General features: G+C 60.7%; 27 protein-coding genes. 13 read left to right on the forward strand and 14 right to left on the reverse strand.

What is annotated here, in order from left to right; genetic code table 11:
• Positions 1-80: 80 nt before the first annotated feature.
• The 5 genes from RHEC894_RS29675 to nirK form a co-directional block, all read right to left on the reverse strand.
• Entirely contained in the window at positions 81-407 is a 327-nt protein-coding gene (locus RHEC894_RS29675; RefSeq protein WP_085740264.1) for a hypothetical protein, read from the reverse strand.
• 154 nt (positions 408-561) lie between these two features.
• On the reverse strand, positions 562-1,242 hold the full coding sequence (locus tag RHEC894_RS29680) for an NnrU family protein (protein WP_164517732.1): 681 nt from the start codon (positions 1,240-1,242) through the stop codon (positions 562-564).
• Positions 1,243-1,281: 39 nt separating this feature from the next.
• On the reverse strand, positions 1,282-1,977 hold the full coding sequence (locus tag RHEC894_RS29685) for a Crp/Fnr family transcriptional regulator (RefSeq protein ID WP_071089705.1): 696 nt from the start codon (positions 1,975-1,977) through the stop codon (positions 1,282-1,284).
• A gap of 2 nt (positions 1,978-1,979) precedes the next feature.
• Entirely contained in the window at positions 1,980-2,933 is a 954-nt protein-coding gene (locus RHEC894_RS29690) for an SUMF1/EgtB/PvdO family nonheme iron enzyme (RefSeq protein ID WP_085740266.1), read from the reverse strand.
• A gap of 79 nt (positions 2,934-3,012) precedes the next feature.
• Positions 3,013-4,170: a copper-containing nitrite reductase gene (nirK, locus tag RHEC894_RS29695; protein ID WP_085740267.1), complete on the reverse strand. Its 1,158-nt coding sequence runs from the start codon at positions 4,168-4,170 to the stop codon at positions 3,013-3,015.
• A gap of 201 nt (positions 4,171-4,371) precedes the next feature.
• Here nirK and RHEC894_RS29700 point away from each other — a divergent pair, with 201 nt between their 5' ends.
• On the forward strand, positions 4,372-5,586 hold the full coding sequence (locus RHEC894_RS29700) for an NnrS family protein (protein ID WP_085740631.1): 1,215 nt from the start codon (positions 4,372-4,374) through the stop codon (positions 5,584-5,586).
• 40 nt (positions 5,587-5,626) lie between these two features.
• Here RHEC894_RS29700 and RHEC894_RS29705 read toward each other — a convergent pair whose 3' ends face one another.
• Genes RHEC894_RS29705 through RHEC894_RS29720 form a run of 4 tightly spaced genes read right to left on the reverse strand, consistent with a single transcriptional unit; the run spans position 5,627 to position 8,101 of the window.
• A complete protein-coding gene (locus tag RHEC894_RS29705) occupies positions 5,627-5,926 on the reverse strand; it encodes a metal-sulfur cluster assembly factor (RefSeq protein WP_010066682.1) in 300 nt (99 codons plus the stop codon).
• A complete protein-coding gene (locus RHEC894_RS29710; protein WP_010066681.1) occupies positions 5,913-6,443 on the reverse strand; it encodes a DUF2249 domain-containing protein in 531 nt (176 codons plus the stop codon). Before RHEC894_RS29710 ends, RHEC894_RS29705 begins: the two co-directional genes overlap by 14 nt.
• Positions 6,444-6,448: 5 nt before the next feature.
• A complete protein-coding gene (locus tag RHEC894_RS29715; RefSeq protein ID WP_085740269.1) occupies positions 6,449-7,801 on the reverse strand; it encodes a hypothetical protein in 1,353 nt (450 codons plus the stop codon).
• A 15-nt stretch (positions 7,802-7,816) separates the two neighbouring features.
• The gene (locus RHEC894_RS29720) at positions 7,817-8,101 is read right to left on the reverse strand and encodes a DUF2249 domain-containing protein (protein ID WP_049732185.1); all 285 of its coding nucleotides are present in this window, start codon (positions 8,099-8,101) and stop codon (positions 7,817-7,819) included.
• Positions 8,102-8,313: 212 nt separating this feature from the next.
• Between RHEC894_RS29720 and hemN the strand changes: the two genes are divergently transcribed.
• The 7 genes from hemN (at position 8,314) to RHEC894_RS29750 (ending at position 13,397) form a co-directional block, all read left to right on the forward strand.
• Positions 8,314-9,666 carry an oxygen-independent coproporphyrinogen III oxidase gene (gene hemN / locus RHEC894_RS29725; RefSeq protein WP_085740270.1) on the forward strand — a complete coding sequence of 451 codons (1,353 nt, stop codon included), beginning with the start codon at positions 8,314-8,316 and terminating at the stop codon, positions 9,664-9,666.
• A 93-nt stretch (positions 9,667-9,759) separates the two neighbouring features.
• Positions 9,760-9,915 (forward strand): hypothetical protein, encoded by a 156-nt coding sequence (locus tag RHEC894_RS33200; protein WP_010066214.1) that lies wholly within the window; start codon positions 9,760-9,762, stop codon positions 9,913-9,915.
• Positions 9,916-9,919: 4 nt separating this feature from the next.
• Positions 9,920-10,414: a hypothetical protein gene (locus RHEC894_RS29730; protein WP_085740632.1), complete on the forward strand. Its 495-nt coding sequence runs from the start codon at positions 9,920-9,922 to the stop codon at positions 10,412-10,414.
• 133 nt (positions 10,415-10,547) lie between these two features.
• A complete protein-coding gene (locus RHEC894_RS29735) occupies positions 10,548-10,814 on the forward strand; it encodes a PepSY domain-containing protein (RefSeq protein WP_049732183.1) in 267 nt (88 codons plus the stop codon).
• Between the two features lie 2 nt (positions 10,815-10,816).
• Complete coding sequence (locus RHEC894_RS29740; RefSeq protein ID WP_085740271.1) at positions 10,817-11,386, forward strand: cytochrome b/b6 domain-containing protein; 570 nt, start codon at positions 10,817-10,819, stop codon at positions 11,384-11,386.
• Positions 11,383-12,060, forward strand: coding sequence for a response regulator transcription factor (locus RHEC894_RS29745; RefSeq protein WP_071089731.1), 678 nt, complete (start codon positions 11,383-11,385; stop codon positions 12,058-12,060). The genes RHEC894_RS29740 and RHEC894_RS29745 overlap by 4 nt, the downstream gene beginning before the upstream one ends.
• On the forward strand, positions 12,057-13,397 hold the full coding sequence (locus tag RHEC894_RS29750) for a HAMP domain-containing sensor histidine kinase (protein ID WP_085740272.1): 1,341 nt from the start codon (positions 12,057-12,059) through the stop codon (positions 13,395-13,397). The genes RHEC894_RS29745 and RHEC894_RS29750 overlap by 4 nt, the downstream gene beginning before the upstream one ends.
• An 11-nt stretch (positions 13,398-13,408) precedes the next feature.
• Here RHEC894_RS29750 and RHEC894_RS29755 read toward each other — a convergent pair whose 3' ends face one another.
• The 5 genes from RHEC894_RS29755 to RHEC894_RS29775 all read right to left on the reverse strand — a co-directional run bounded on the left by RHEC894_RS29755 (position 13,409) and on the right by RHEC894_RS29775 (position 18,996).
• Positions 13,409-14,983, reverse strand: coding sequence for a copper resistance protein CopC (locus RHEC894_RS29755; RefSeq protein WP_245339593.1), 1,575 nt, complete (start codon positions 14,981-14,983; stop codon positions 13,409-13,411).
• Between the two features lie 47 nt (positions 14,984-15,030).
• Positions 15,031-15,558 (reverse strand): DUF1775 domain-containing protein, encoded by a 528-nt coding sequence (locus tag RHEC894_RS29760; RefSeq protein ID WP_085740274.1) that lies wholly within the window; start codon positions 15,556-15,558, stop codon positions 15,031-15,033.
• Positions 15,559-15,617: 59 nt separating this feature from the next.
• Entirely contained in the window at positions 15,618-16,061 is a 444-nt protein-coding gene (locus RHEC894_RS29765; protein ID WP_071089735.1) for a pseudoazurin, read from the reverse strand.
• A gap of 251 nt (positions 16,062-16,312) precedes the next feature.
• Positions 16,313-18,238, reverse strand: coding sequence for a PAS domain S-box protein (locus tag RHEC894_RS29770; RefSeq protein WP_085740633.1), 1,926 nt, complete (start codon positions 18,236-18,238; stop codon positions 16,313-16,315).
• Between the two features lie 26 nt (positions 18,239-18,264).
• Positions 18,265-18,996: a helix-turn-helix domain-containing protein gene (locus RHEC894_RS29775; protein ID WP_085740275.1), complete on the reverse strand. Its 732-nt coding sequence runs from the start codon at positions 18,994-18,996 to the stop codon at positions 18,265-18,267.
• 237 nt (positions 18,997-19,233) lie between these two features.
• Between RHEC894_RS29775 and ccoN the strand changes: the two genes are divergently transcribed.
• Genes ccoN through RHEC894_RS29800 form a run of 5 tightly spaced genes read left to right on the forward strand, consistent with a single transcriptional unit; the run spans position 19,234 to position 22,821 of the window.
• On the forward strand, positions 19,234-20,856 hold the full coding sequence (ccoN, locus tag RHEC894_RS29780) for a cytochrome-c oxidase, cbb3-type subunit I (protein ID WP_085740276.1): 1,623 nt from the start codon (positions 19,234-19,236) through the stop codon (positions 20,854-20,856).
• Positions 20,857-20,864: 8 nt separating this feature from the next.
• On the forward strand, positions 20,865-21,599 hold the full coding sequence (gene ccoO / locus RHEC894_RS29785; protein ID WP_085740277.1) for a cytochrome-c oxidase, cbb3-type subunit II: 735 nt from the start codon (positions 20,865-20,867) through the stop codon (positions 21,597-21,599).
• A gap of 8 nt (positions 21,600-21,607) precedes the next feature.
• Positions 21,608-21,760 carry a cbb3-type cytochrome c oxidase subunit 3 gene (locus RHEC894_RS29790; protein WP_010067378.1) on the forward strand — a complete coding sequence of 51 codons (153 nt, stop codon included), beginning with the start codon at positions 21,608-21,610 and terminating at the stop codon, positions 21,758-21,760.
• Position 21,761: 1 nt separating this feature from the next.
• Positions 21,762-22,625: a cytochrome-c oxidase, cbb3-type subunit III gene (gene ccoP / locus RHEC894_RS29795; protein WP_010067379.1), complete on the forward strand. Its 864-nt coding sequence runs from the start codon at positions 21,762-21,764 to the stop codon at positions 22,623-22,625.
• 10 nt (positions 22,626-22,635) lie between these two features.
• Positions 22,636-22,821, forward strand: a complete 186-nt coding sequence (locus tag RHEC894_RS29800; RefSeq protein ID WP_003568506.1) for a hypothetical protein — start codon at positions 22,636-22,638, stop codon at positions 22,819-22,821.
• Positions 22,822-22,964: the final 143 nt, after the last annotated feature.

Raw genomic sequence — 22,964 nt, forward strand, 5'->3', positions numbered from 1 at the left:
TCGGGAGGGAATGATGCCGAAAAGCGAGCAGCGTTTCATGGTCTACTGCTTTGATTCAGATCCGGATTCGGAGTCCGGCCTCAAACCAGCAGAAGGCGGGGTGCTGCCGGCGCTTCGGCCGCCAAGCCGGATGTTTCCCAGGCATGGCACCACCTGCGGACGTCGTTTGCGGTGATCAGAATCGTATCCCCGTCCATCCCCTCCGATGCGAGGCAGCTTGCCGCAATTTCACAGAACGTGTCGATGTGCTGAAGAAGGCGCGCTTCGGTGGCACGAGGTGGCGAGGCTATAGACAGCAATGCGCGTCGCGAGACGACAACGGTCTTTTGGTCGGCGCCGAAACGCACCTCGATGCGCCCGGACTTATCCCTCGCGTTCAGGCTCGCTGCAATGACATCGTACGGCATTCTATTGCTCCGCTCATAGGCTGGTCGCGGTTGCTTCCAGATTTTCTTCAACGTTACGACGCCAGCGCAAAGACACTTTGACCTCGATCAATGCGATGCCGGTATATCCGCGCGTGCCGGTCATTGTCTCGCGGCGGGGCGGCAGCGCGTTGGGTCAGGCAAGGATGGCGACGGGATCGGCACCGAACATCGCGCCGTGACCTCCTGCGAATAGGAGCCACGCTGTCAGGCTTGCAGTCACCAGGACCGCGAGCAGCATCGGCCTGTCGATCATCGGCTGCTCTCCTTTGAAACAGGCGGCAAGCGGCCAGATCGAAGTATGTTCCGCCAGATCAGTCCAAGTACTGCCAAGGCACCGTTTCGCTCTTTTTTCGATCATCGGAATCGCGGCCAATGCAAACCCGGCAAACCCTCCGAACAGCAATAGGGAGCGCAGATCGCCGTTTGCGGCGATATGGCCGCCTGCCCAGACGGCAAATCCCCAAAGGACGGGATGTCTGGTGATTTTGGTGACGGAGCCGAGTGTGGGCGATGGGTTCAGCGTGATAGAAAGAGGGTTGGCGCTCAAAAGTCCCGCGGTGACGAGGAAGATGCCCAGGGGTGCGAGTACGAAAGTGACCGCGGCATGCCATGGCCGCAACTCCCACAGGGGCATGTACTCCATTGCGAGCGCCGAGGAGAAAACCCAGATCAGCGCCAGAATGGAAACTGTAGAATAGCCGACGAAATAGATCGGCCGACCGACGCGGTGAATGATCCCGGAGCGAATGACCGGTACGGCCGGGACGGAGTGAAGCGCTACGAAAAGCGCGAAGGCGGCAAGGAACTCTATCAAGCTCATTCTCCCGGTTTTGCAGGCAATTCCCGATCGGCATCAATCCCGTATGCCATCGGCGAGATTGAGGAGCTTTTGCGGATCGGTCACCGTCAGCTTCTGGCGGCCGCCCTCCACCATTCCCTTCGCCTCCCATGCACTGAGAATTCTCGAGACCGTGTGCAGCGTCGTTCCGGTCATTTCGGCGATATCCTGGCGCGATATCGGGAAATCGATGCGGATGCCCGTTTCAACCGGCCGGCCAGCCTGTTTGGAAAGCCTGAGGACGGCGTGGGCCACCCGCTTTTCCACTTCCTCTGTCGACATTTCCCGGATGCGCGTGTGCGCTTCCTCCAATCTTTGGCCTATCGTCTGCATCGCGGTCACGGCAAGGCGCGGGTTCTGTTCGACGAACCGCGGCCACATGTCCGTCGGCCAGGCAATGACGAGGCTCTCGGCCGCCGCGACGGCCGTTCCCGGGTAATCCTCCCGGCGGAGCGCCATTGCAAAGCCGAACAGGTCGCCGGGATGAACCATCCGAACGATGATCTGCTGTCCGTCCTGCGTCACTTGCGTCACCTTGAGACGGCCGTGTAGGAGCAGGAAGAACGACTTTGCCCGAGCGCCTTGCTCGAAAACCGCGTCTCCCGGGACGATGCGGCGCGGCGACGCGTGCTGCAGCATCGAATCGAGATCCGCATCGGTCATGCGCTCGAAGAGCGGCAATGATTTCAAAATCGTCCGGTCAATTTTCATCGTCATCCTGCTCTGCCCTGGGCATTCGTCGCCGGTGCGAACATTTCCGCCATTGCTCTTTGCGCAAAGTCTTTCACGCTTTCCAGAAAACCCGGCCTGCGAATGAGGCGGAAGCCGAGATTGTCGGGCGGACTTCCGACCGAGCATCCGCCGCCCTTGGGATTTCGCACGAAACTGCTCATCGGGGCGCGGTGTTTGCCTGCTGCTATCATGATGCCGCAATTCCTGGGATCCGGCTCCGCCGCAGCATCGTTTCTATCGAGATCGATCCGTTTGTTGCAGGTCGAAGTCCACTCCCAGACGTTGCCGGCGAAATCGACCAGTCCGGTTTGGCTGATTCCGAACGAGCCCTGCGGCTGCGGCCGTGGGTCGATCGCTGCAGCCCTGCGGGCTTCACGTTCGTAGTCCGCAAGCCAGCGGTTTGCCGGGTTCTTGTCATTGGGGTCGATTCCGAGAGCATCGTCGGGAAAACGATCGGCCGCGGCATAGGCCAGCTCGAAATCGCTCGGCAGCCGCCATTCGGCGCCGGTGCGTTCCGACAGCCACGCCGCGTAGCGGACCGCATCGTCATAGCTCACGCCGGTGGCGGGAATTTTCTCCTGCGACAGCGTGTCATATCGCTGTTCGGCCGGCTCGCAACGGGCATCGGCCACGCAGCGGTTATAGTCGCGAAGCGTGGTCTGATATTTCATGATTTCGAGCGTCGTGGTCACTTCCCTATCCAGCTTGGGCGCGTCGACGGCCAGGCCGTTGCGGAAATATTCGGTGGCGTCGCGGTAGGCGAAACCATGCGGCGCGATCACGACGGTCTGCGGGGCGGCAACGGCCGCGTCGGGGCTTGCCGTCACGAGCAATCCCGATTGCACTGCGACAGCCACAGAAAGCGCCACGAGCAGCGCAAGAGGAATTGCGATCGATATGCCTGAAACTGGTTCGATGGCTGCAATGCGGGCCATGGTTTTACGCAGATAGCGCCCCCAAAATGAGATTGGTGCGCGGGCCACCCCTGGCCCGCGCACCGCCCCCTCCGCCAGGTCAGCTTGCCGACGGTGCCCTGACCGAGGTCATGAGATCGTCGTCCCATTCGCCGGTCACCTTAAAGTGGGCCGCTGCCCCCAGCTCGAAGGCCTCGATAAGGTTATGGTTCACGTAGGCATAAATGCCTGGCTGAGCGAAGGTATAGAGGGCGGCACCTGCAGTGCCGCCGGGGATGAACCAGGTTTCCTGATCCGTGTCGGGCGGGTTGAGGAATTTGCCGGTTGCCCAGACATATTCCCCATGTCCGCCGATCAGATGCGGCCGGGTATCCCGGTTGGCCTGCGAATGAACGATCAGGACGGTTTCTCCGACCTTGGCCGTCATCGCATTGTCGCCGGTCAGGGCTCCGACCGCGCCGTTGAAGACGATGTGGGTGGGCGTCAGCGTTTTCATCACGGCCACCGTATCTTCATAGGCCTCTCCGGGGCTGTCGTAGGTCTTGAACTTGCCGGTTTCGTCGCGCGGCACGTAGAAGTCCTGTTCACCGACGTAATAGACCTTGTCGTAGATGAGCGGCTTGCCCTTGCCGTCCTTGAGACCTTCTCGCGGCAGCACCATGATCGCGCCGTTCATGCCCGATGTGACGTGCCACGGAACCATGCCGGGAGGGGCGCAGTGATAGACGAAGACGCCGGCCTTGGTCGCCTTGAAGCGAAGAACGGTGCTCTCGCCGGGATTGACGACCGTCAGCGCCCCGCCGCCCAGCCCACCGGTGGCGGCATGGAAGTCGATGTTGTGCTGCATCGCATTGGTGGCGGGATTTACCAGCGTGAGCTCGACATAGTCGTCCTGATGGACCACCATCAAGGGACCGGGAACCGATCCATCGAAGGTCATGGCGTTGATCTCGGTGCCCTCCTTGTCCAGGATCATCTTCTTTTCCTGGATGGTAAGCGTGAATTCCTTGATCTTCGGACCGTCCGCGGTCTTCTGCTCGTGAGCATGAACGAAAGGCGGCTTGACGAGCTCGACCTTCTCGCGGGGAAGCTTCGATATGTCGACCTTGCTCGGCTTGACGGTCTTCAGCGCTTCCGCTGCGGCGACCTCTTCATCGGCATGGGCCACCGTGCTGGATACGATGATTGGCGTCAGCGCTCCGGCAACAGCAGCACCCGTCAGCATCGTGCGCCGGGTCATTTGCAGAGTATTCGTCATTGCTAATCTCCTGTAGTCGAAGACCGGGCGGACGCCGCCCTGTCGAAGGGGAGAGTAGAACAAAGCCGAAGGAAATCTTTGACGTGGCGCAAACTGGCTGTTTGTGCCGGCGCAAAGTTCAAAGGATCTTCTTTGCGTAATCTCAACGACTGCCGTCTTCCATCCGGGCATTTCTGCATGATCAAAATGGAGATCTTGATCATGCAGACTATAAAGGACGTGGAGACCAGGGCGCCGCGGGGAATGAGCCGCTCCGGAATGGTCTTGTTCTCCTACGGCTTTCGGCCTTTCTTTCTGGCGGCAGCATTATGGGCGATCGTCAGTATCGGCCTCTGGGTGGCGTTCCTGAACGACAGCGTCGCCGTGGCGAGCGATTACGGTACGCCCTACTGGCATGCTCACGAGATGCTCTTCGGTTTCGCGCCGGCTGTCCTGGCAGGCTTCCTCCTGACCGCAATCCCGAACTGGACCGGCCGCCTTCCCATTTCAGGGCGCCCGCTGGCCGCTCTCTTTGTGGTGTGGTGCATCGGCCGGATCGTCATGCTGTTCAGTGGCAGTATCGGTTTGATGACCGCCGTCGCGATCGACAGCCTCTTTCTCCCGCTCATGCTGGCCTTATCGGCGCGAGAGGTGATTGCGGGAAGGAAATGGAAGGACCTGAAGGTCATCGCGGGGCTGGCGGTTCTGGCGGCGGCCAATGTCTTCTTTCATCTCGAGGTGATCGGAGACGGCAATCCGGCGCTTGCCATCCGTCTCGGCCTCGGGGCCTATGTCCTGCTCGTCACGGTCGTCGGAGGACGCATCCTGCCGAGCTTTACCAGAAACTGGATCAATCAGCGCGGCCGCACGGATTTTCCGGTCGCCTACAACCGCTTCGACGCGGCGACGATCGTCGTTGGCGCCATTTCTCTCGCTGCCTGGGCGATTGCGCCTGAATCCACCGCGACCGGCTTTTCTGCCGCCGTTGCTGCAATCATGAACGGAACACGGCTCTTCCGCTGGCGGGGATGGACGACCTGGCCGGAGCCCATCCTCTTCGTGCTTCACATCGCTTATGGTTTCGTACCTCTCGGATTTGCTGCTGTCGCTTTCGGGCCAATGGGGCTGCCCCAGGTCGCCGTTCTTCATCTCTTTGCGATCGGCGCCATGTCCATGATGATGCTGGCGGTCATGACGCGAGCAAGCCGAGGTCATACAGGGCGGAAATTGAAGTCGAGCCAGGTGACGAATACATCCTACATCGTGCTTGCCGCCGTTGCGCTGCTTCGGCCCATGGCAGAGCTGATGCCTGCTTTCACGACCCAGATACTGATGGCGTCCGCGGCCGGCTGGACGGTTGCCTTCGGGCTGTTCGCGCTTGAACATGCGCCGTTCCTGTGCCGGGACCGCAAACCTCTGGCCGCGCGCAAGCTATGAGGGAGAGCGCCGCCCCGTTTTCCGGTGGCGGCGCTCCTATTCACACGCTCGGCAATCGTCCGATCATTTCCGGCGACCAGGCCGGCTCATAGACCATGTCGACGACGGCGGCCGAAACGCCTTCGATCTCTTCCGCCCTGGCCTTGACCGCCTCGGCGATGAAGGCGGAGGCTGGACAGAAGCGGGTCGTCGTCGTCATTTCTATTCTGAGCGCGCCATCATCCGAAATCTCGATGCCGTATATAAGCCCGAGCGTCACGATATCCGTCCCGAGTTCAGGGTCTTCGATCCCGCGCAATGCCGCCAGGATCGTTGGTTTGGAGACCTTATGCGCGGACATCGGAAACATTCGCCGGCGTTGTCCTGACCATGATCCTGTAGATCTTGCCGCTGGCATCGAAATCTCCGATCCACTCATGGCCTCGCGCCTTGAGCTCGTTGAACAGGAAGACGGGCTCACGGTTCAGGAGCGCAAACAACACTTCGCCGCTCTCCATCGATTCCAGGCGTGAAAGGATGCGTTCCATCGGTTCAGGCGGGGCGAGGTCGGTCAGATCGAGGTTCCAGGTCGGTTCCGGCCAGATCGCCTCCGCGGTTGCAGCTGCCGGCATGGGATCGCTGCCCGGTTTCTCCTGCGGAACGAAATCGATCTCCCAGTCGTCGTCGGCCAGGCGTTTGGTGAGATGCGAATAGCCGTGCCGCTCCAGTTGGCGGATCAAGGGGATGGGTTCGAATATGGCGTGAAGCCGCACGCCCTCGCCAGGGTCGAGGTTTGCGAAAGTATCCATAATGAACTGGAACGGCATCCCGCCGTCGCGCAGGATCTGTCTGACGTCGAGTTCACGAAGCTGAACCATGGGCGTTACCTCTGTGGTTTGGCGGCGGTAAAAAGCGCCGGCGGTTGAAAGGGTGCGCTCTTGGCGGCCGGATCGACATTCGCCAGAGTGCGGGTAAGCGCGAGCTCGATCGCGAGAGCTGCGGTGGAAAAAGTCTGGGCTATTGCGGCAAGATGAAAAGCTGCATCCGATCCGAGCGCGATCGCGGCGGCCGCCGCAATGACGGCGAGGTAAAAGATGCAGAGCCAGGCCGTCGCCCGGCGTCCGTTTATCAGCTCGGCCAGGCGCGGCGTCGGCCGGCGTCCGAGCAGCGGTCCGAAGGCTTCGATCCAGGTAAGGAAAGGAACGATCTTCAGGAGCTGCGACAGGCCGAACCCGGTCAGCCAGCCGAAGACGAACAGGTAGCCTATGGCGGTGAAAACCTCGGGCGCGGCATCCGATGCCAGGGCGATGGCCAACATCGGCACCGAAAGTCCCAGCAGAACGAATGCCGGCAAGGATCCAGCCATGTTGAGCTCGAGGCTCTTGCGGCGCCGCGCGCGGTAGGTCGAAAACAGGTCGGCGAGGTAGACCGCGACCGGCAGTTGGAAGAGCAGCGATCCGAACAGGAAGAGGCGATGGCCCAGGACGGGTGCAAATATCGTCGAGACCATCGCCACGGCAAGTGTGCCCGTCGCAAGCAATCCCGTGGCGCGAATGAATGGCGACCTCTTCATGTCGTCGGAAAGCAAAAACATCGGCAGCAGCTTATAGCTGACGCCGATCGCGGCGAAGCTCATCCAGCCGGCGAGGCCGAAGCTCGCATGGAACGGCACGGCATTCGTGTCGAAGGCGATGATGCCTGTGGCCTCCGTCAGCCCGGAAACCGTGACGGCGAACAGTGCTCCCAATGCCAAGGTCACAGCAAGGCATGCCATGCCGATCATGACGAGCGGCGAGGCGGCGTGAGCCGCCCTGCCGCGCCACAGGCCTAAAGACAGCACGAATCCGATCGACAACAGCGATGCCAGCAGCACAGACGATGCTGCCACCATGACCGGGCCTGCCGCACCGGATCCTGCATCGATCAGATGGAAGCCGAGAAGGAGAAGTCCGAGCCCGGCGACGGAACCCGCAAGGCAGGGCAGGTCGAGCCGCCCGGTCGGCAGGCTGAGGCCTGTCAGAACCGGGGTAAACTGCAGAAGCGCCCCGATCATGAGGAGGCCGAGCCAACCGATCGTAATGCAATGGACGATAATCAGCGCATGGGGTTCGGCAACATTCGACGACGGCGCCCAGGCTCCGGCCGCAAGCAGGCCTTCGGCCAGAAGCAGGAAGAAGAGCGCAGCGCCGAAATATGACATCGTCCAACGCGACAGTGTTGCTCCCACCGGCATCATCGCGCTGCTCCGAACTCAGTGGCTGCCGCAGCAGCAGTCGCAACCGGAATCCTGGCGGGTGATCTGTACGCGCCAGACGTCAGGCCCTTGTTCCAGATATTCCCAGAGGAATTTTCCCGGAAATGCGGTTTCAAGCTGGTAATGCAGGGGCCGGGGCTCGTGATCGCTGGTGATCAGCATGGCGTCGCCGGGGGTCAGTGCGCTGAGCGTGCCAAAAATCCGGGGATGCCGCTCGATAGGATGTATCGTCCTGACATCGATGTGGGGGGCTTCGGCGTGGATGGTTTGCGCATCGGTCATCTGGCTGTTTCCTTTTGCCGCGTCTTGCAGACTGGCGGGATCGCGGCTCGTCCCGCGCCAGAACGAGACGGTAAAGGGCTTTGCGGAAAGCCACTTTGACGGCGGACAAATATCCGGATGATTCCCGGCCAGGCATCCTCATTGATTTGGGACAAGGAAGACCGCGCGGCCGGAGGTCATAAAGCATCCTGATTTTGATAGAGGATGCGACAATGTCCGACAATTTGGTCGCCAAATATGGCGATGCGCGGCTCCCGCGTTACACGAGCTACCCCACGGCCCCGGCCTTTTCAGCCGCCGTGGGGCCGGATGAATATGTCAAGGGCCTCGCGAATATCGGAAAAACCGGACCGGTTTCCGTCTATCTTCACGTGCCCTTCTGTCGTTCGATGTGCTGGTATTGCGGCTGCCACACGACCATCACCCGGCAGGACGCCCCCGTTGTCGAATATCTCGACGTGATGAGCCAGGAGATCGAGCTCGTCTCCTTTGCCGCCGGAAACGACGTGCCCGTCAAGAACGTTCATTTCGGCGGCGGCACGCCGACGATCATGAAGCCGCAGGAATTTACGGCACTGATGGCGAAGCTCAGGAGCGCCTTCGCCTTCGAGGTGGATGCCAGCGTCGCGGTCGAAATCGATCCGCGCACCTTGGCCGCGTCCATGATCGAAGTGCTGGGCGAAAACGGCGTCGACCGCGCGAGCCTCGGCGTCCAGAGCTTCGACCCGATCGTGCAGGCCGCCATCAATCGGATGCAATCCTTCGAACAGACGGAGGCTGCGGTCGCCGGGCTGCGGTCTGCAGGGGTGACCAGCATCAATTTCGACCTGATATACGGCCTTCCCAAGCAGACTGTGCAATCCTGCGTCGAAACTGTCCGGCTCGCCGCACAGTTGCGTCCGGAACGTTTCGCCGTTTTCGGCTATGCCCACATACCTGCCCTCAAGAAGCATCAGCGCCTCATCGACGAAGCATCGCTTCCGGATGCCAGGCAGCGTAACGAACAGGCCGAAGCCATCGCCCAGGAGCTTGAAAAAGCCGGATATGAGCGCATCGGGCTCGATCACTTCGCGCTGCCGGAGGATCAGTTGGCGGTCGCCGCGCGCGAGGGGAGGATGAGGCGGAATTTCCAGGGCTACACCACCGACGATTGCGATAGCCTCATCGGCCTCGGCGCTTCGGCGATCGGGCGATTGCCGACCGGGTATATGCAGAACCACGTACCGCTGGGTCTCTATGCGGAGCGTGTCGCGTCCGGCGTGCTGCCGACGGCCAAGGGATATCTTCTGACCGAAGAGGACAAGCTTCGGGGCAGAATCATCGAGCGACTGATGTGCGATTTCGAAGTCGATTTGGGAAGGCTGAGCAGAGAGTTGGGTTTCGACACCGGCTTCCTCGTCGAGCGTAACGAACGTCTCGGCGAACTTGTGGCCGATGGCGTCGTGACGATCCGCGACAACAGGATCGTCGTCTCCCAGGACGCACGCTTCATGGTCCGTGCCGTTGCGGCGGCATTCGACGCCTATTTCGGCTCGCTCGGACGCACGCACAGCAAGGCCGCCTGATCGGCAGAGCTGGCGGTATCGCGCCATCTCTTTGATCGATCGCAAAGAGCGTCCCGGTCATACAGCCTAGGGTTCTGCCGAGAGGAGATCCTGATGACCGACGCGCAGATGGGGCTATCGATAGCCACTCCCGTGATCACAGTGTTCGCAATCGCCCTTTATCAGATGGGCGTTCTGCAGCGAACGGGCGCCGTCGCCGCGATTCTCGCAGCAATAGCGATCGCCGTCGGTCAATTCTTGCAGAGGTAATATGATGAAAAACCCGATCCCGACCGATTTCACAGAACTCGAAAGCTGCTACGGCCAGCTCATGGCATGGTGCGACGTGCTCCAGGCAATCGCCGACTTCCTGCCTTGCCATATCGATGAAAGCCTCTGCGGCCGTATCTCAAGCGGACTGATCCCGCTCCTGCTGACGACGCATGAACTCGAAGAGCGCCTTATTTCGTCGGGACTGGGCTTGATCATGGAAGCGAGTGACAAGGCCGATGCGGCCGAACGCCGGCGGGCAGGACGCATGTTTGATCGCGGTCCCGCTCAAGACGTCGCCGTTACGCTGGAAACCCTAGGCGAGGGGCGCTGCCGGCTCTCCTGGGAGGCCGTGGGATACCAGCTGCGTTCGTTTTTCTGCTCGATGCGTGGGCATATCAGATCGGAACGCGAGATCATCAGATTGATGCAGCGGGCGGTGGAGGCTGAACGGGCGCGGGACTTGACGGATGCGATCGAGCAAACCGAAGCAGCCTGAACAATGCCGTCGTCTGCAAGCTCTGGTCTCTGCCTGCCGCACATGAATGATCTCGCCGACAGCAAACAGACAGCTTCCGGTCTCTATCCAATCGCTTGCCGCCTTATGGAAGGCACAAGCAAAGGATCGAACCATGAAGATGAAACTGACCGTCGCCCTTGTCATCCTGGCCACAACTCCAGCCTTGGCACTCGCCAGCCCAAGCTGCACCAAGGAGCCGAAGTCCAAATGGATGCCGGAGAAAGCCATGAAGGAAAAGATCGATGCGCTGGGCTACAAGGTGAAAACCTTCGAGATCACCGGAAGCTGCTACGAAATCTACGGCAAGGACAAGGACGGCAATCGCGCCGAGGTCTATTTCAATCCGGTATCGGGCGAAATCGTCCAGAAAGGCGACTGATCATGACGCCCGTTCAGTTGCAGGAGCAGGAGGGCCTTCGGCCCTCCGAGACCGTAAACGATACCGTCAAGGTCTGGGACCCGATGGTCAGGCTGTTTCACTGGACTGTCGTTACCGCCTGCATCCTCAACCTTTTTGTTTTGGGGGAAGGAAAATATTGGCATCGTTTGACCGGATATGTCGTCGCCGCTGCCATCGCCATGCGGATCATCTGGGGCTTCGTCGGAACCAGACATGCGCGGTTCGGTGATTTCTTCCCAACGCCCGGCAAAGTCAGGGAGCAGATCCTCGGCATGATCAACGGCAGGGAGCAGCGCTACATCGGCCACAATCCCGTGGCATCGATCATGATGCTGAGCCTTATGACGCTTCTTGCGATGACCGCGGCAACCGGCTGGATGACGACACTCGATGCCTTCTGGGGCGACAAGTGGCTTGAGGAGGTGCACGGTGCTCTCGCCAACAGCATCATGATCCTGGCCTTCATCCATGCTGGGGCGGCATTGGTTGAGAGCTGGAGACATAGGGAGAATCTTGTCTGGTCCATGGTGACGGGTCGAAAGAGAGCATGAGGATACTTCTCATCGAGGACAGTGCCCGGCTTCGCGAACTTCTTTGCGAAGCCATCCGCGAGGCCGGCTGGCGCATCGACGCCTTTGCGACGGCGAATGAAGGCCGCCTTGCGCTTGAGGGCGCTGGCTATGATCTCCTTCTTCTCGATCTCGGCCTGCCCGACGAGGACGGTCTCTCCGTGCTGAAGTCCCTGCGTGCCGCCAAGCAGCAGATCCCGGTGCTTGTGCTGACGGCGCGGGGAGCCGTCGACGAGCGCATCGCCGGGCTGGATGCCGGGGCGGACGACTATCTGATCAAACCCTTCAACAATGGCGAACTTATCGCGCGAATTCGCGCCCTGATGCGGCGCTCGCCGGTGACAACAATGCCGACATTGGAATTTGCTGACGTCAGGTTCGAAATGGCGTCCCGCCAGGTTACCTGCAACGGCACGGAGATGGCGCTCGCCCCCTCGGAAAAGTCGCTGCTCGAACTGCTGATGCGCAATGGCGGGAAGGTGGTTTCCAAGCGCAAGATGGAACACGCTTTCTCCGAGTTCGGCGACGAGCGCAGCAGCAATGCCGTCGAGCTGGCGGTCTCCCGACTTCGCCGGAAACTGGAGGGACATCCCGCCGATGCCGTCATCGAAACCGTGAGAGGTGTCGGTTACATGCTGCGCGAGGAACGTGATTGATTCGGTCTAATCCCACGCTGACGGCCGTTCTGACGCGCAGGATCGCGTTTTTCGCCATGGTCGCGATGTTGGTCCAACTGGGCGTCATCTTTTCCGACTACTATTGGAATGTAGGCGAGCTTTCCCGCCTGTATGTCGAGCAGGAGACCGAGCGGCTTGCCTCGGGCGTGGGGGATAGGGACGGCGCAGTTACCTACCAGCTGCCCGAAACCATCAGCCGGCGCTACGCACATTCGCAAACAGGTTATGTCGCCCGCATTCGGAACGACCGGGGCGATCTGATTTTCGAATCCTGTGACGATGCCTGCGAAAGCCGATTTCTGCCCGCTGAGGTCAACCCGCCGGATTTCTGGCTTCGGACCGTCAAGCCTGGAAAACCTCTTACGCTGGTCGGTGGGCGAGCCTTCAAGATCGGCGAGCACCGGATCCTCGTTGATGTCGCCACCGTGGGCGATCCTGAGAATCTCGCCTCCGGCGTCTTCTGGAACGAGATTCTCGAGCATATGATCGTGCCGATGAGCATCCTGCTCGGGCTTGTTCTCGGGGCGACTTTGTGGTCGGTGCGCCGCGCTCTGAAGCCCGTGAAGGCCGCGGCCGATGCTGCCGAACTCATCGATCCGATGGATTCCAGATCTCATCTGCCGTTCGAGGGAATGCCGCGAGAAATCGCTCACCTCGCTGTGGCCGTAAACCGGGCGTTTCAGCGTGTCGGTGACCTCATGAATTCACAGAGGATATTGACATCCGGCATTGCACATGAGGTCCGCACACCGCTTGCGGCCATCAAACTCGAGCTCGGCCGTATCGACCATCCGAGGGCGCGGAGAGCCGAAGGAGATCTCGACGACCTCATGCATTTCGTCGCCCAGCTGACTGCGCTGGCGCGGCTGGACACGTTCGATCACAGCGCGTTCGAAGAGGTCGATCTCGTCGCCCTCACGACAGGTGTTGCAGAGCAGCTTGCGCCTTGGGTTTACGAAAACAAACATTCGCTCGAGGTGTTCGCCGATGCCGAGACGGCAAGTGTCAGCGCCGCGCCGGCCCTCCTCAAAGATGCCCTTCGCAACCTGATCGAGAACGCGGTTCGCCATACGCCGAATTCGACGCAGATCATCGTCAGGGTGCGAGAATACGGCATTCACGTCGAGGATAAGCGGGACGTTCGACAAGAGGATCCCCCTCACCAAACCCGGAATACGGACAGTCTTGGAATAGGGCTGAAGATCGTGGAGCGTATCGCGGAACTACACAATGGATCGTTGCGGCGCTCCACTTCGCCTTATGGTCACGTCTTCGACCTCGTGCTACCGGGCGGGCAAGCCAAGACAGGGCTGTGATAGGTCGGCCGTCAGTCCGACAGTCCACCTTCGAGATGCACTGCATGGAAATCATCCACGAGCACTTCGAGATCGGCGAGCCAGCCCTTCGGATCCCGCACCGGGCATCCCTCCACCTCCCACCCGCCTTCCGGAGCTTTGGTGAGTTCGAACTTGATAGGCTCGATCGCCGACCCCGGATTTCTCAGGCGAAGAACGACCTGCCTGGGATCGAGGGCATCGAAATCGGGACCCATGATTGCGACGTGAACCTTCCTCGTGCCGCTCGCCTCGGCTCCGAGTTCCAGTTGAGCCATCGCTTTTTCGGAATGCAGATGGATCGATAAAACCTGCGAAACCTCGGCGGCCTCTACCTGTCCCGGACCGGCAAAGCGCCAGAGGCCTGCCGTGCCGATGATCGCGACGGCAAGGAAGATTTCGAAGACGATGCTTCGGCGCAGCCTTTCCCTCGCAACCGGATTTCCGGCCAATGTCGGCGCTGTGAGCCAGAAGCGATTGTAGACGGCCACCATGCAAAGACAGACCACGAGCACGACCTTGACCGTAAGGATCCGGCCGTAGAGCGACGACAGGAGCTGGATGAGCGCCGGAAGCTCTACTATCGCAAGCACGATCCCGGCAAGGATCATGACGAGGAACGGGATCGGGATCATCCGCGAGAAGCTGCTCAGCGGGCGCAGGTTCGGCGATGTCCGGCCGAGCTTCCAGAGCGACGGGAGGCTTCCCGCCCAGAACAGCAGCGTCGCGCTATGGAGAAATATGGCGGCTCTCGCCAGCCAGCGCGGGTCCGCCGCGCTGCAGTGTCCGCTAAAGGTAAAGGCGCTCGCCGCCAGCATCAGGGCGACGACGGCAAGAACGCGCCCGGTGGTTTTGCTGCGGGCGAGGGGGAGCGCGATCGTCAGCAGCGACAGGAAGAACAGGCTGGCGCAAATTGCGGCATTGCCCTGCACCGCGATCTCGAGCGGTGCCGCGCCGGCAAAGACCAGACCGCTTCCCTGTTCGTCCAGCCCCTGCAGGTAAAGCCCCGACGCCAGCAACGCGGCTCCCGGCAGCATGACGGTCGCGGCGCTCGCTGTTGGGCTGTTACGGGCGCCCAACCAACGATCGAACAGCGCGCCGCCAACCACGAAGGCCAGGAATAGAACCGTGGCGGTGTGCACGAGCCAGATGGCGATCGGCAACGAGAGACCGGAGCCCTCACCAACGGCAACCAGCGGCTTTGCAGAAGGCGTGCCGATGTCGAATACCAGCGTGCCGCCGACGGGGTGGCCGTCTTCGGATTCGACGCGGTAGCTCACCATCACTGTGCCGCGGATGTTCGGATCGGAGAAGCGCAATCGGACATCCGCACCTGACGTGTCGGCGTCCAAGGCCTGGTTCGTGCCGTTGCGGTCGATTGCCGTCGCCCGGATGAGCCTGACCGGCTCGTTGAAATGCAGTTCGATTTCGTCCGGCAAGCGGTCCAGCGTCTCGCCGGCCGCCGGAGTCGAGCTTTTCAAAGCGGCGTGGGCAAGCGCGCCTGTCGGCACCAGCATGCCCATCGCGATGATGGCTGCGACAAGAGCCGCCTGAAGACGACGCGTCACCCGTTTTCCTGTTTTCGAGGGCCACATGGTCGACGGCTCCCGCCGGTTCACGAACGCGGTTGTTCGACCACGTCGAAGTAGGGGGCCGGGGTTTCGTAATCGTCGGGCGACTTGCCGGCGGCCGGAACTTCGATCCAGCGCTCGACGGCGCCTTCGGCGCACTCCTGCACGACAGGAACGTAAATGCGGGTGCCGGGCGGAATTTCCTTCGCGACCGTCGCGCGGAAAACGAACTCGTCATATTCGTCGTCGGCGAGGGTGCCGCCGGACCATATGATTTCGCTGACGCCTTCCCTCACGGGCTTGCCGTAAAGATCGTAGCTTTTCTCGTAGGCGGCGTTGACCTTCTCGATCGACCAGCCCGATTTCGGCATCGGCTTGGCCGACAGCAAACCCTCGGGGATCTTCACGCGGATTTTGATCGTCGCCTTGCCCTCACAGCCATGGCCGACGCGAAGAACCGCCTTGTACGCCTTGCCTGACGGCGTCTGGCTCTGCTCGAGGGTGATGTGGGCACTGGCCGCGCCTGCTGCGCAAACCGCTGCGGCGAAAGCAATTGCCATGGACTTCAACATGATGGCTCTCCACCGTGCGGGATGGCGCGCAAGCGCGGCCATCCGCACCGGTCGGTTGACTACTGGGTGATCTGGGCGAGGTCGGCATCCAGCCGCTTGCGCACCATATTCGGCACCTTGGCGGTCTTGATGGCGTCGAGATTGGCCGGGCTGTCGCCGACCTCAATCAGCGTAACCATGCCCATGCCGACATGCGGCGTGCACTTCAGGACATAAGCGCCCGGAACATCGAACTTTGCCTGATACTGTTCGCTCGGCTTGGATTTGAACTCGGGAGCGCCGTCGGGAATGAGCCCCTTGAAGGTCTCGACGTTGTGGCTCTTGTCGGTGGGAATGAAGGTTACGGTGTCGCCGGGAGCGATCTTCAGAAAGCTGGGCTCGAAAACCATCGCGCCGTCCGTACCCTTGTTGAGCATCTGAACCTGATGATCGGCAGCCATCGACGGCATGGCCGAAGCGATCAGGGCTGCCGTTGCAGCGATCAGAGCGAATTTCAAACGCATGTGCATATCTCCTGTCTTGCGAGGCGATTTGACCTCGTGAACATGCTTTAAGATATGCCGCGCCGGGGTTCTTTGACGCTCGTCAAATACAAGAAAAGCTTGCGATTGAGCCTGAGATTATCGGGTTCCGGGGAGCGTCGACATCAGGCGACGATCGTCAATTTACAACGAAACGACCGGCCGCTCGCCGGAGCATTATCGGCTCGGCGAAGGTCGGTTCGATATGATAAGCCGGATGGCGGCCGCAGATGTCACTGCGCGTCGAGAAGCTCGCGGATCTTCAGCGCAAGGTCCTTTGCAGTGTAGGGTTTGCGCAGCCATTGCGCGCCGGGAACAATGCCTTTGGCCGCAAGGCCCGGCTCGGAATATCCCGATGTGAAGAGCACGGCGATCTCGGGCCGAAAGAGGCGCGCTTCCCGCGCCAGTTCGTCGCCCGTCATCCCTCCCGGCATCACAATGTCGGTAAAGAGGAGCGCGATCTCGCTGTTGTCGCGCAGCAGATCGAGGGCGCGGTGGCCGCTTTCGGCTTCGAGCACCGTGTACCCCATCGAGGCGAGCCTGGCGACGGCGACGCGGCGGACGCGGGCGTCATCTTCGACGACCAGTACCGTTTCGTCCCCTCCCGGCAGCCTGTTTTCGCCTGAGCCTTGGTCCGGCATGGCTTGCTGATGTTTCGCCCCGTTGACGGCGGGCAGATATATCCGAACCGTCGTGCCGCGTTCGACCTCACTGTAAAGCTGGAGATGCCCGCCCGATTGCTTCACGAAGCCATAAACCATGCTGAGCCCGAGACCTGTGCCCGAGCCCACTTCCTTCGTCGTGAAAAACGGTTCTATCGCACGCTTCCTGACCTCCTCGCTCATGCCGGAACCGGTATCGGTCATGGCGATGAGCACGAAGTTGCCGCTACGCACCTCCGGGTACATCTTCGCATAATCGGCATCGAGATGGACGCGCGAGATCGTCGTCGTGAGACTGCCGCCTTTCGGCATGGCGTCCCTTGCGTTCAAGGCGATGTTCAGGATGGCATTCTGAAGCTGGGAACTGTCGACAAGCACGTCCAGGCCGGCCCCTTCGATGACGGTCGACAGCTTGATATCCTCGCTGAGCGTTCGCCGGAGCAGGTCGGAGAAGCCGCTGACGAGCTGACCGAGGTCCGCATGCTTCGGATTCAATGGTTGGCGCCGGCCGAAGGCGAGCAACTGACCCGTGAGGATCGCTCCGTCCTGCGCGGCCGATTGGGCCTCGTTGAGGATTTCGCGGAGGGTGCCGGGCGGCAGCTTGTCCTCGATCATTTCGAGATTGCCGCTGATGACGGTGAGGAGGTTGTTGAAGTCGTGGGCAATACCTCCCGTCAATTGCCCGATCGCTTCCATCTTCTGGGCCTGACGAAGGTCTTCCTCGATCTTGAACCGGCTGGTGAGATCGCGGACGAAACCCGTGAAGATCTGCTCACCGTTCACCGTCGTCTCGCCGACATGGAGCTCCATGGGAAATTGCGACCCGTCGGCCCGCTGCCCGGTGACGACACGGCCGTAGCCGATGATGCGTTTCTCGCCGGTTTCGATATAATGATCGATATAACCGTCGTGAGCGTCGCGGTAGGGGTTCGGCATCAGGTTGCTGACGTTGCGGCCGCAAATCTGATCGGAAGACAGTCCAAACAGCTTTTCGGCAGCCTTGCTGAACGATAGCACTATTCCCCTGCGATCGATCACCACCATGGCGTCGGGCACGGTGTCCAGGATCGAACTCAGATGCGCTTCGCGGGATTTAACCGCGTCCTGTGCGCGTCTCAACGCACTCACGTCGCTGTTCGTTTGAATGACGGCAAAGTCCCCATCCGGCAGGTTGACCAGCACGCATCGGGATGCGACGTGAATGTCGTGTCCGCCCTTGTGGCGATGAATGATCTCGCCTTGCCAGAAACCACGCGACTTCAGCTGGTCGCGGATGTTGTCGGCCGGTTCGGGAAAGGTCGTCGCCAAAAGTTCGTGAACTTTCTCACCGACGGCTTCCTCTCTCGCCCAGCCGTACATGTTCTCGCAGCCGATGGACCAGTGCGTGACGGTTCCGTCGAAACGATGGATCAGAATGTCCGCTCCATCGAGCACATGCACCATTGCATCCAGTTCCTGGTACGATGCAGTTCTCGGAGAGACGAGGCGATGGGGCATGAACGTCGATCCTGCGGTTCGTTGCATCAGTGCAGCTTGACCCTATGACAGGAATTCTCCGAAAAATCATCTGCATCACCGGACAACTGTGCAAGGCGGGCGAGATTGACGATCCTGAGGTCGTGCCTGCCTTCGGGCACAACGATGTTTCGCGACGCAAGTTTTGTAATCGTGCGCGATACGGTTTCGATGGTCAGACCGAGATGGTCCGCAATGTCTTGGCGGTTCATCGGAACACGCACCAGGCCCTGCCGTGGCTGAGGACTGCGGCGGGAGGCGAGCTTGACGATGAAGCTGCATAGCCGCTCCTCGGCGTTCTTCTTCGACAGGAGCACCATCTGTTCATGCGCCGCCGCCGCCTCCTGACAGAGGAGCGAGATGTATGCGGGGCCGAGTGCGTTCGATCGGGCGACTTCCTCATGGAAGCTCTTCCGGGCTATGCGGCGGATCCTGCATTCGGTAACAGCCTCCGCCGTGAACAGGAAATCGTTTTGCAGCGACGCGCCGATCAGATCGCCGGCAAAGTGAAACCCGGTAATCACTCGGCGGCCTTCGCCGATAATGCGATGGAGGCGCACGACCCCTTCTTCCACCTGGAAGAGATGGGTCGCTTCGTCGCCCTCCCAGCAGATAGCCTTCCCGGTGGGGACGGTCTCTGCCGCCGATGTTAGAAAAAGCGATGAAAGAGATTGACCGGCGTGGATGGCGTCGCCCGTCATCTTCGCATTTTCGAACGCCTGGTTGTTCTGCATCAGCATCGTCTTGTCCCTCGTGATCGATAGGCTGACTAGAACTCCGCTGCGTCACACAGGAATGAGCGGACGGTGCCAAAGGGTGAAAGAGTGTAACAGTTTGTAACGGCCGCGGCCCGATCCCGCCTTACCATTTTCTGGTTGATGTAGATCAAGGAGCAATTGCCGGCTTCGTGACAGTCCTGCCTCCAACGACGAGAAAGCCGGCCGCGAGGCGGTCGTCTTTGCATTGGGGACGACATCATGAATTACACGACGGAAACGATGGTGGTCGCGGTCGCGGCGTTTCTAGCGCTGCTGGGAGCCGCATTCGCGCACGATCATCTCTTTGCGGTCCATATGGGCATACTCTGCTTCTGCCTCGTGGTGGGAACGGTGCTGCTGGTCAGGAACGTCGACTTCGCACCGGCGGACCAGCGGCGAAAGGTCGATGTGTCAGGCTATTTCGACGAGGTGATCCGCTACGGCCTGATCGCTACGGTGTTCTGGGGCGTGGTCGGCTTCCTCGTCGGGGTGATCATCGCGCTGCAACTGGCCTTTCCCGACCTCAACATCGCGCCCTATCTGAATTTCGGAAGGCTGCGGCCCGTTCACACCTCGGCGGTCATCTTCGCCTTCGGCGGCAACGCCCTGATCATGACGTCGTTCTATGTGGTGCAGCGCACCTGTCGAGCCCGTCTCTTCGGCGGCAGCCTCGCCTGGTTCGTGTTCTGGGGCTATCAGCTCTTCATCGTGATGGCTGCGACCGGATATGTTCTCGGCATCACCCAGGCCCGCGAATATGCCGAACCCGAATGGTATGTCGACCTCTGGCTGACCGTCGTCTGGGTCGCTTATCTCGCTGTCTACCTCGGCACGATCCTGAAGCGCAAAGAGCCGCATATCTATGTGGCGAACTGGTTCTATCTCGGCTTCATCGTCACCATCGCGCTGCTGCACGTGGTCAACAATCTGGCGGTTCCCGCCTCGTTCCTCGGCTCCAAGAGCTACTCGCTCTTCTCGGGCGTCCAGGATGCGCTGACCCAATGGTGGTACGGCCACAACGCCGTCGGCTTCTTCCTCACCGCCGGCTTTCTCGGCATGATGTATTACTTCGTGCCGAAGCAGGCCAATCGACCCGTCTATTCCTACCGGCTGTCGATCATCCACTTCTGGGCACTGATCTTCATGTATATCTGGGCCGGCCCGCATCACCTGCATTACACGGCGCTGCCCGACTGGGCCCAGACGCTCGGCATGGTCTTCTCTGTCATGCTGTGGATGCCCTCCTGGGGCGGCATGATCAACGGCCTCATGACGCTCTCGGGCGCATGGGACAAGATCCGCACCGATCCGATCATCCGCATGATGATCGTCGCCATCGCCTTCTACGGAATGTCGACCTTCGAAGGCCCGATGATGTCGGTGAAGACGGTCAATTCGCTCAGCCACTATACCGAGTGGACGATCGGCCATGTGCATTCAGGCGCTCTCGGCTGGGTGGGAATGATCACCTTCGGGGCGATCTATTACCTGACGCCGAAACTATGGGGACGCGAACGCCTCTACAGCCTGCGCATGGTCAACTGGCATTTCTGGCTCGCAACGCTCGGCATCGTGATCTACGCCGCCGTGCTTTGGGTCGCCGGCATCCAGCAAGGGCTGATGTGGCGCGAGTACAACGCCCAGGGCTTCCTCGTCTACTCCTTCGCGGAAACAGTCGCGGCGATGATCCCCTACTACGTGCTGCGCGCGGTCGGCGGAGCGCTCTACCTGGCGGGCGGTCTCGTCATGGCCTGGAACGTGTTCATGACTATCCGTGGCCGCCAGCGCGACGAAGCTCAGATCCCGACCACTTTCGTGCCCCAAGCACAGCCTGCCGAATGAGGTGAGACATGGCATCGATACTTGATAAACACCAGATCCTCGAGAAGAACGCGACGCTTCTTCTCGTCGGCTCACTGCTGGTCGTGAGCATCGGCGGCATCGTCGAAATCGCCCCGCTCTTCTACCTGCAGAACACGATCGAGAAGGTCGAAGGCATGCGGCCCTACACGCCGCTCGAGCTCGCCGGACGAAACATCTACATCCGCGAAGGCTGCTATCTCTGCCACAGCCAGATGATCAGACCTTTCCGCGACGAGGTGGAGCGTTACGGCCATTATTCGCTCGCAGCCGAGTCCATGTACGACCACCCCTTCCAGTGGGGGTCCAAGCGGACTGGCCCGGATCTCGCCCGCGTCGGCGGACGCTATTCGAACGAATGGCATGTCCAGCATCTCGCAAACCCCAGGGCTGTCGTGCCGGAATCGATCATGCCGAGCTACGCCTTCCTCAAGGAGCAGGAGGTCACGGTTAAGGATATCGGCATGGACCTCAAGGCCAATGAGGATGTGGGCGTGCCCTACAACGACGACATGCTGGCGAATGCGGAAGCCGACATGAAGGCCCAGGCCGATCCGAATGCGGATACGACGGCGCTGCTTGCGCGCTACCCGAAAGCGAAGGTCGGCGACTTCGACGGCGATCCGGCCAAGCTGACCGAAATGGACGCCCTGGTGTCCTACCTGCAGATGCTCGGCACGCTGGTCGATTTCTCGACCTATGACGACGCGACCGGCTACCGCTGAGGTGATCCATGGAAACCTACACTGCAATGAGACACTTCGCCGACAGCTGGGGCCTTCTGGCAATGACGGCATTCTTCGTCGGCGCGGTCGTGTTCACGCTTCGCCCGGGCAGCAAGCAGACCGCGAAAGAGGCTGCCGATATTCCCTTGAAGGATGACTGAGATGTCGGAAAAACATATCGATGAATTGAGCGGCGTCGAAACGACCGGACATGAATGGGACGGCATCCGCGAACTCAACAACCCCATGCCGCGCTGGTGGGTCTGGACATTCTACGTAACGATCCTGTGGGCGATCGGCTATGCCATCGCCTATCCGGCCATTCCGATGATCACGTCCGCCACGAAAGGTTATTTCGGCTACTCGACGCGCGCCGAGCTGCAGCAGGATCTCGATCTCGCCAAGGCATCCCAGACGAAGTTCCATGATCTGATTGCCGCCAAGACGGTTGAGGAGATCGACACCGATCCTGTTCTTCGGGAATTCGCCATTGCCGGCGGTGCATCCGCTTTCAAGGTGAACTGCGCGCAGTGCCATGGGTCGGGCGCCAGCGGCGGCCCTGGATTTCCGAACCTCAACGATGACGACTGGCTATGGGGCGGGGATCTCGATGCCATCCAGACGACGATCGCGCACGGGATACGCTTCGATTCGGATGCCGAAACGCACGCTTCCGAGATGCCGGCCTTTACCGATGTCCTGGAGCCTATCCAGATGAAACAGGTCGCCGCTTATGTTTGGGGACTGACCAATACAGCCTCTGATCCTGCTCTCGCGGCGGCGGGAAAGCAGGTCTTCCTCGACAACTGCGCCGCATGCCACGGCGAGGACGCTAAGGGGAAGGTGGAAATGGGCGCGCCGGATCTCGCCGACGCGATCTGGCTGAAGGCGCGCGGCGAAGACGCCATCGCTCGCCAGGTGGCCTCTCCCAAGCATGGCGTCATGCCGGCCTGGGCAGGGCGCCTCGGCGATACGACGGTCAAGGAACTCACCGTCTTCGTCCATTCGCTTGGCGGCGGCACGTGAGGGACAAGCCATGACAGCTCATGACCACAATCCGATCCTCGGCCTCTACGGCACGCCGCGCGCCGTCATCCGGTCACGCGTGTCGGCGCGCGCCAAGGCGATACCATCATCTTCCGAACAGGACGACCCGGCAAAGATCGGCAATTCGATCGTCAGTTTGACCTGCCTCAAAGATCACGACAGGACGAGCCGCTAGTTCTGGATTTGTCGAGGACGTCCCAGCGGTGCTCTCCTCCGCAGTTCCTCCAGGCCACGCCCTCACCCCGGGGCGTGGCTTTTTTCATTTTCCGCAGAGGTCTCCCCCGGGAAGGCGTTCTTTCTTGATCTGCATCAAGGAAC

It is taken from the genome of Rhizobium sp. CIAT894, from assembly GCF_000172795.2.
GTDB lineage: Bacteria > Pseudomonadota > Alphaproteobacteria > Rhizobiales > Rhizobiaceae > Rhizobium.

What these genes read in the sequence shown, in the direction of transcription:
- RHEC894_RS29675 (WP_085740264.1), bottom strand. Translation starts at nt 407, where the DNA reads ATGCCGTACGATGTCATTGCAGCGAGCCTGAACGCGAGGGATAAGTCC.
- RHEC894_RS29800 (WP_003568506.1), top strand. Translation starts at nt 22,636, where the DNA reads ATGACAGCTCATGACCACAATCCGATCCTCGGCCTCTACGGCACGCCG.
- ccoP (WP_010067379.1), top strand. Translation starts at nt 21,762, where the DNA reads ATGTCGGAAAAACATATCGATGAATTGAGCGGCGTCGAAACGACCGGA.
- RHEC894_RS29700 (WP_085740631.1), top strand. Translation starts at nt 4,372, where the DNA reads ATGCAGACTATAAAGGACGTGGAGACCAGGGCGCCGCGGGGAATGAGC.
- RHEC894_RS29765 (WP_071089735.1), bottom strand. Translation starts at nt 16,061, where the DNA reads ATGCGTTTGAAATTCGCTCTGATCGCTGCAACGGCAGCCCTGATCGCT.
- RHEC894_RS29790 (WP_010067378.1), top strand. Translation starts at nt 21,608, where the DNA reads ATGGAAACCTACACTGCAATGAGACACTTCGCCGACAGCTGGGGCCTT.
- RHEC894_RS29740 (WP_085740271.1), top strand. Translation starts at nt 10,817, where the DNA reads ATGACGCCCGTTCAGTTGCAGGAGCAGGAGGGCCTTCGGCCCTCCGAG.
- RHEC894_RS29745 (WP_071089731.1), top strand. Translation starts at nt 11,383, where the DNA reads ATGAGGATACTTCTCATCGAGGACAGTGCCCGGCTTCGCGAACTTCTT.
- hemN (WP_085740270.1), top strand. Translation starts at nt 8,314, where the DNA reads ATGTCCGACAATTTGGTCGCCAAATATGGCGATGCGCGGCTCCCGCGT.
- RHEC894_RS29715 (WP_085740269.1), bottom strand. Translation starts at nt 7,801, where the DNA reads ATGATGCCGGTGGGAGCAACACTGTCGCGTTGGACGATGTCATATTTC.
- ccoN (WP_085740276.1), top strand. Translation starts at nt 19,234, where the DNA reads ATGAATTACACGACGGAAACGATGGTGGTCGCGGTCGCGGCGTTTCTA.
- RHEC894_RS29710 (WP_010066681.1), bottom strand. Translation starts at nt 6,443, where the DNA reads ATGGTTCAGCTTCGTGAACTCGACGTCAGACAGATCCTGCGCGACGGC.
- nirK (WP_085740267.1), bottom strand. Translation starts at nt 4,170, where the DNA reads ATGACGAATACTCTGCAAATGACCCGGCGCACGATGCTGACGGGTGCT.
- RHEC894_RS29690 (WP_085740266.1), bottom strand. Translation starts at nt 2,933, where the DNA reads ATGGCCCGCATTGCAGCCATCGAACCAGTTTCAGGCATATCGATCGCA.
- RHEC894_RS29685 (WP_071089705.1), bottom strand. Translation starts at nt 1,977, where the DNA reads ATGAAAATTGACCGGACGATTTTGAAATCATTGCCGCTCTTCGAGCGC.
- RHEC894_RS29770 (WP_085740633.1), bottom strand. Translation starts at nt 18,238, where the DNA reads ATGCCCCATCGCCTCGTCTCTCCGAGAACTGCATCGTACCAGGAACTG.
- RHEC894_RS29720 (WP_049732185.1), bottom strand. Translation starts at nt 8,101, where the DNA reads ATGACCGATGCGCAAACCATCCACGCCGAAGCCCCCCACATCGATGTC.
- RHEC894_RS29760 (WP_085740274.1), bottom strand. Translation starts at nt 15,558, where the DNA reads ATGTTGAAGTCCATGGCAATTGCTTTCGCCGCAGCGGTTTGCGCAGCA.
- ccoO (WP_085740277.1), top strand. Translation starts at nt 20,865, where the DNA reads ATGGCATCGATACTTGATAAACACCAGATCCTCGAGAAGAACGCGACG.
- RHEC894_RS29735 (WP_049732183.1), top strand. Translation starts at nt 10,548, where the DNA reads ATGAAGATGAAACTGACCGTCGCCCTTGTCATCCTGGCCACAACTCCA.
- RHEC894_RS29730 (WP_085740632.1), top strand. Translation starts at nt 9,920, where the DNA reads ATGAAAAACCCGATCCCGACCGATTTCACAGAACTCGAAAGCTGCTAC.
- RHEC894_RS29705 (WP_010066682.1), bottom strand. Translation starts at nt 5,926, where the DNA reads ATGTCCGCGCATAAGGTCTCCAAACCAACGATCCTGGCGGCATTGCGC.
- RHEC894_RS29775 (WP_085740275.1), bottom strand. Translation starts at nt 18,996, where the DNA reads ATGCTGATGCAGAACAACCAGGCGTTCGAAAATGCGAAGATGACGGGC.
- RHEC894_RS33200 (WP_010066214.1), top strand. Translation starts at nt 9,760, where the DNA reads ATGACCGACGCGCAGATGGGGCTATCGATAGCCACTCCCGTGATCACA.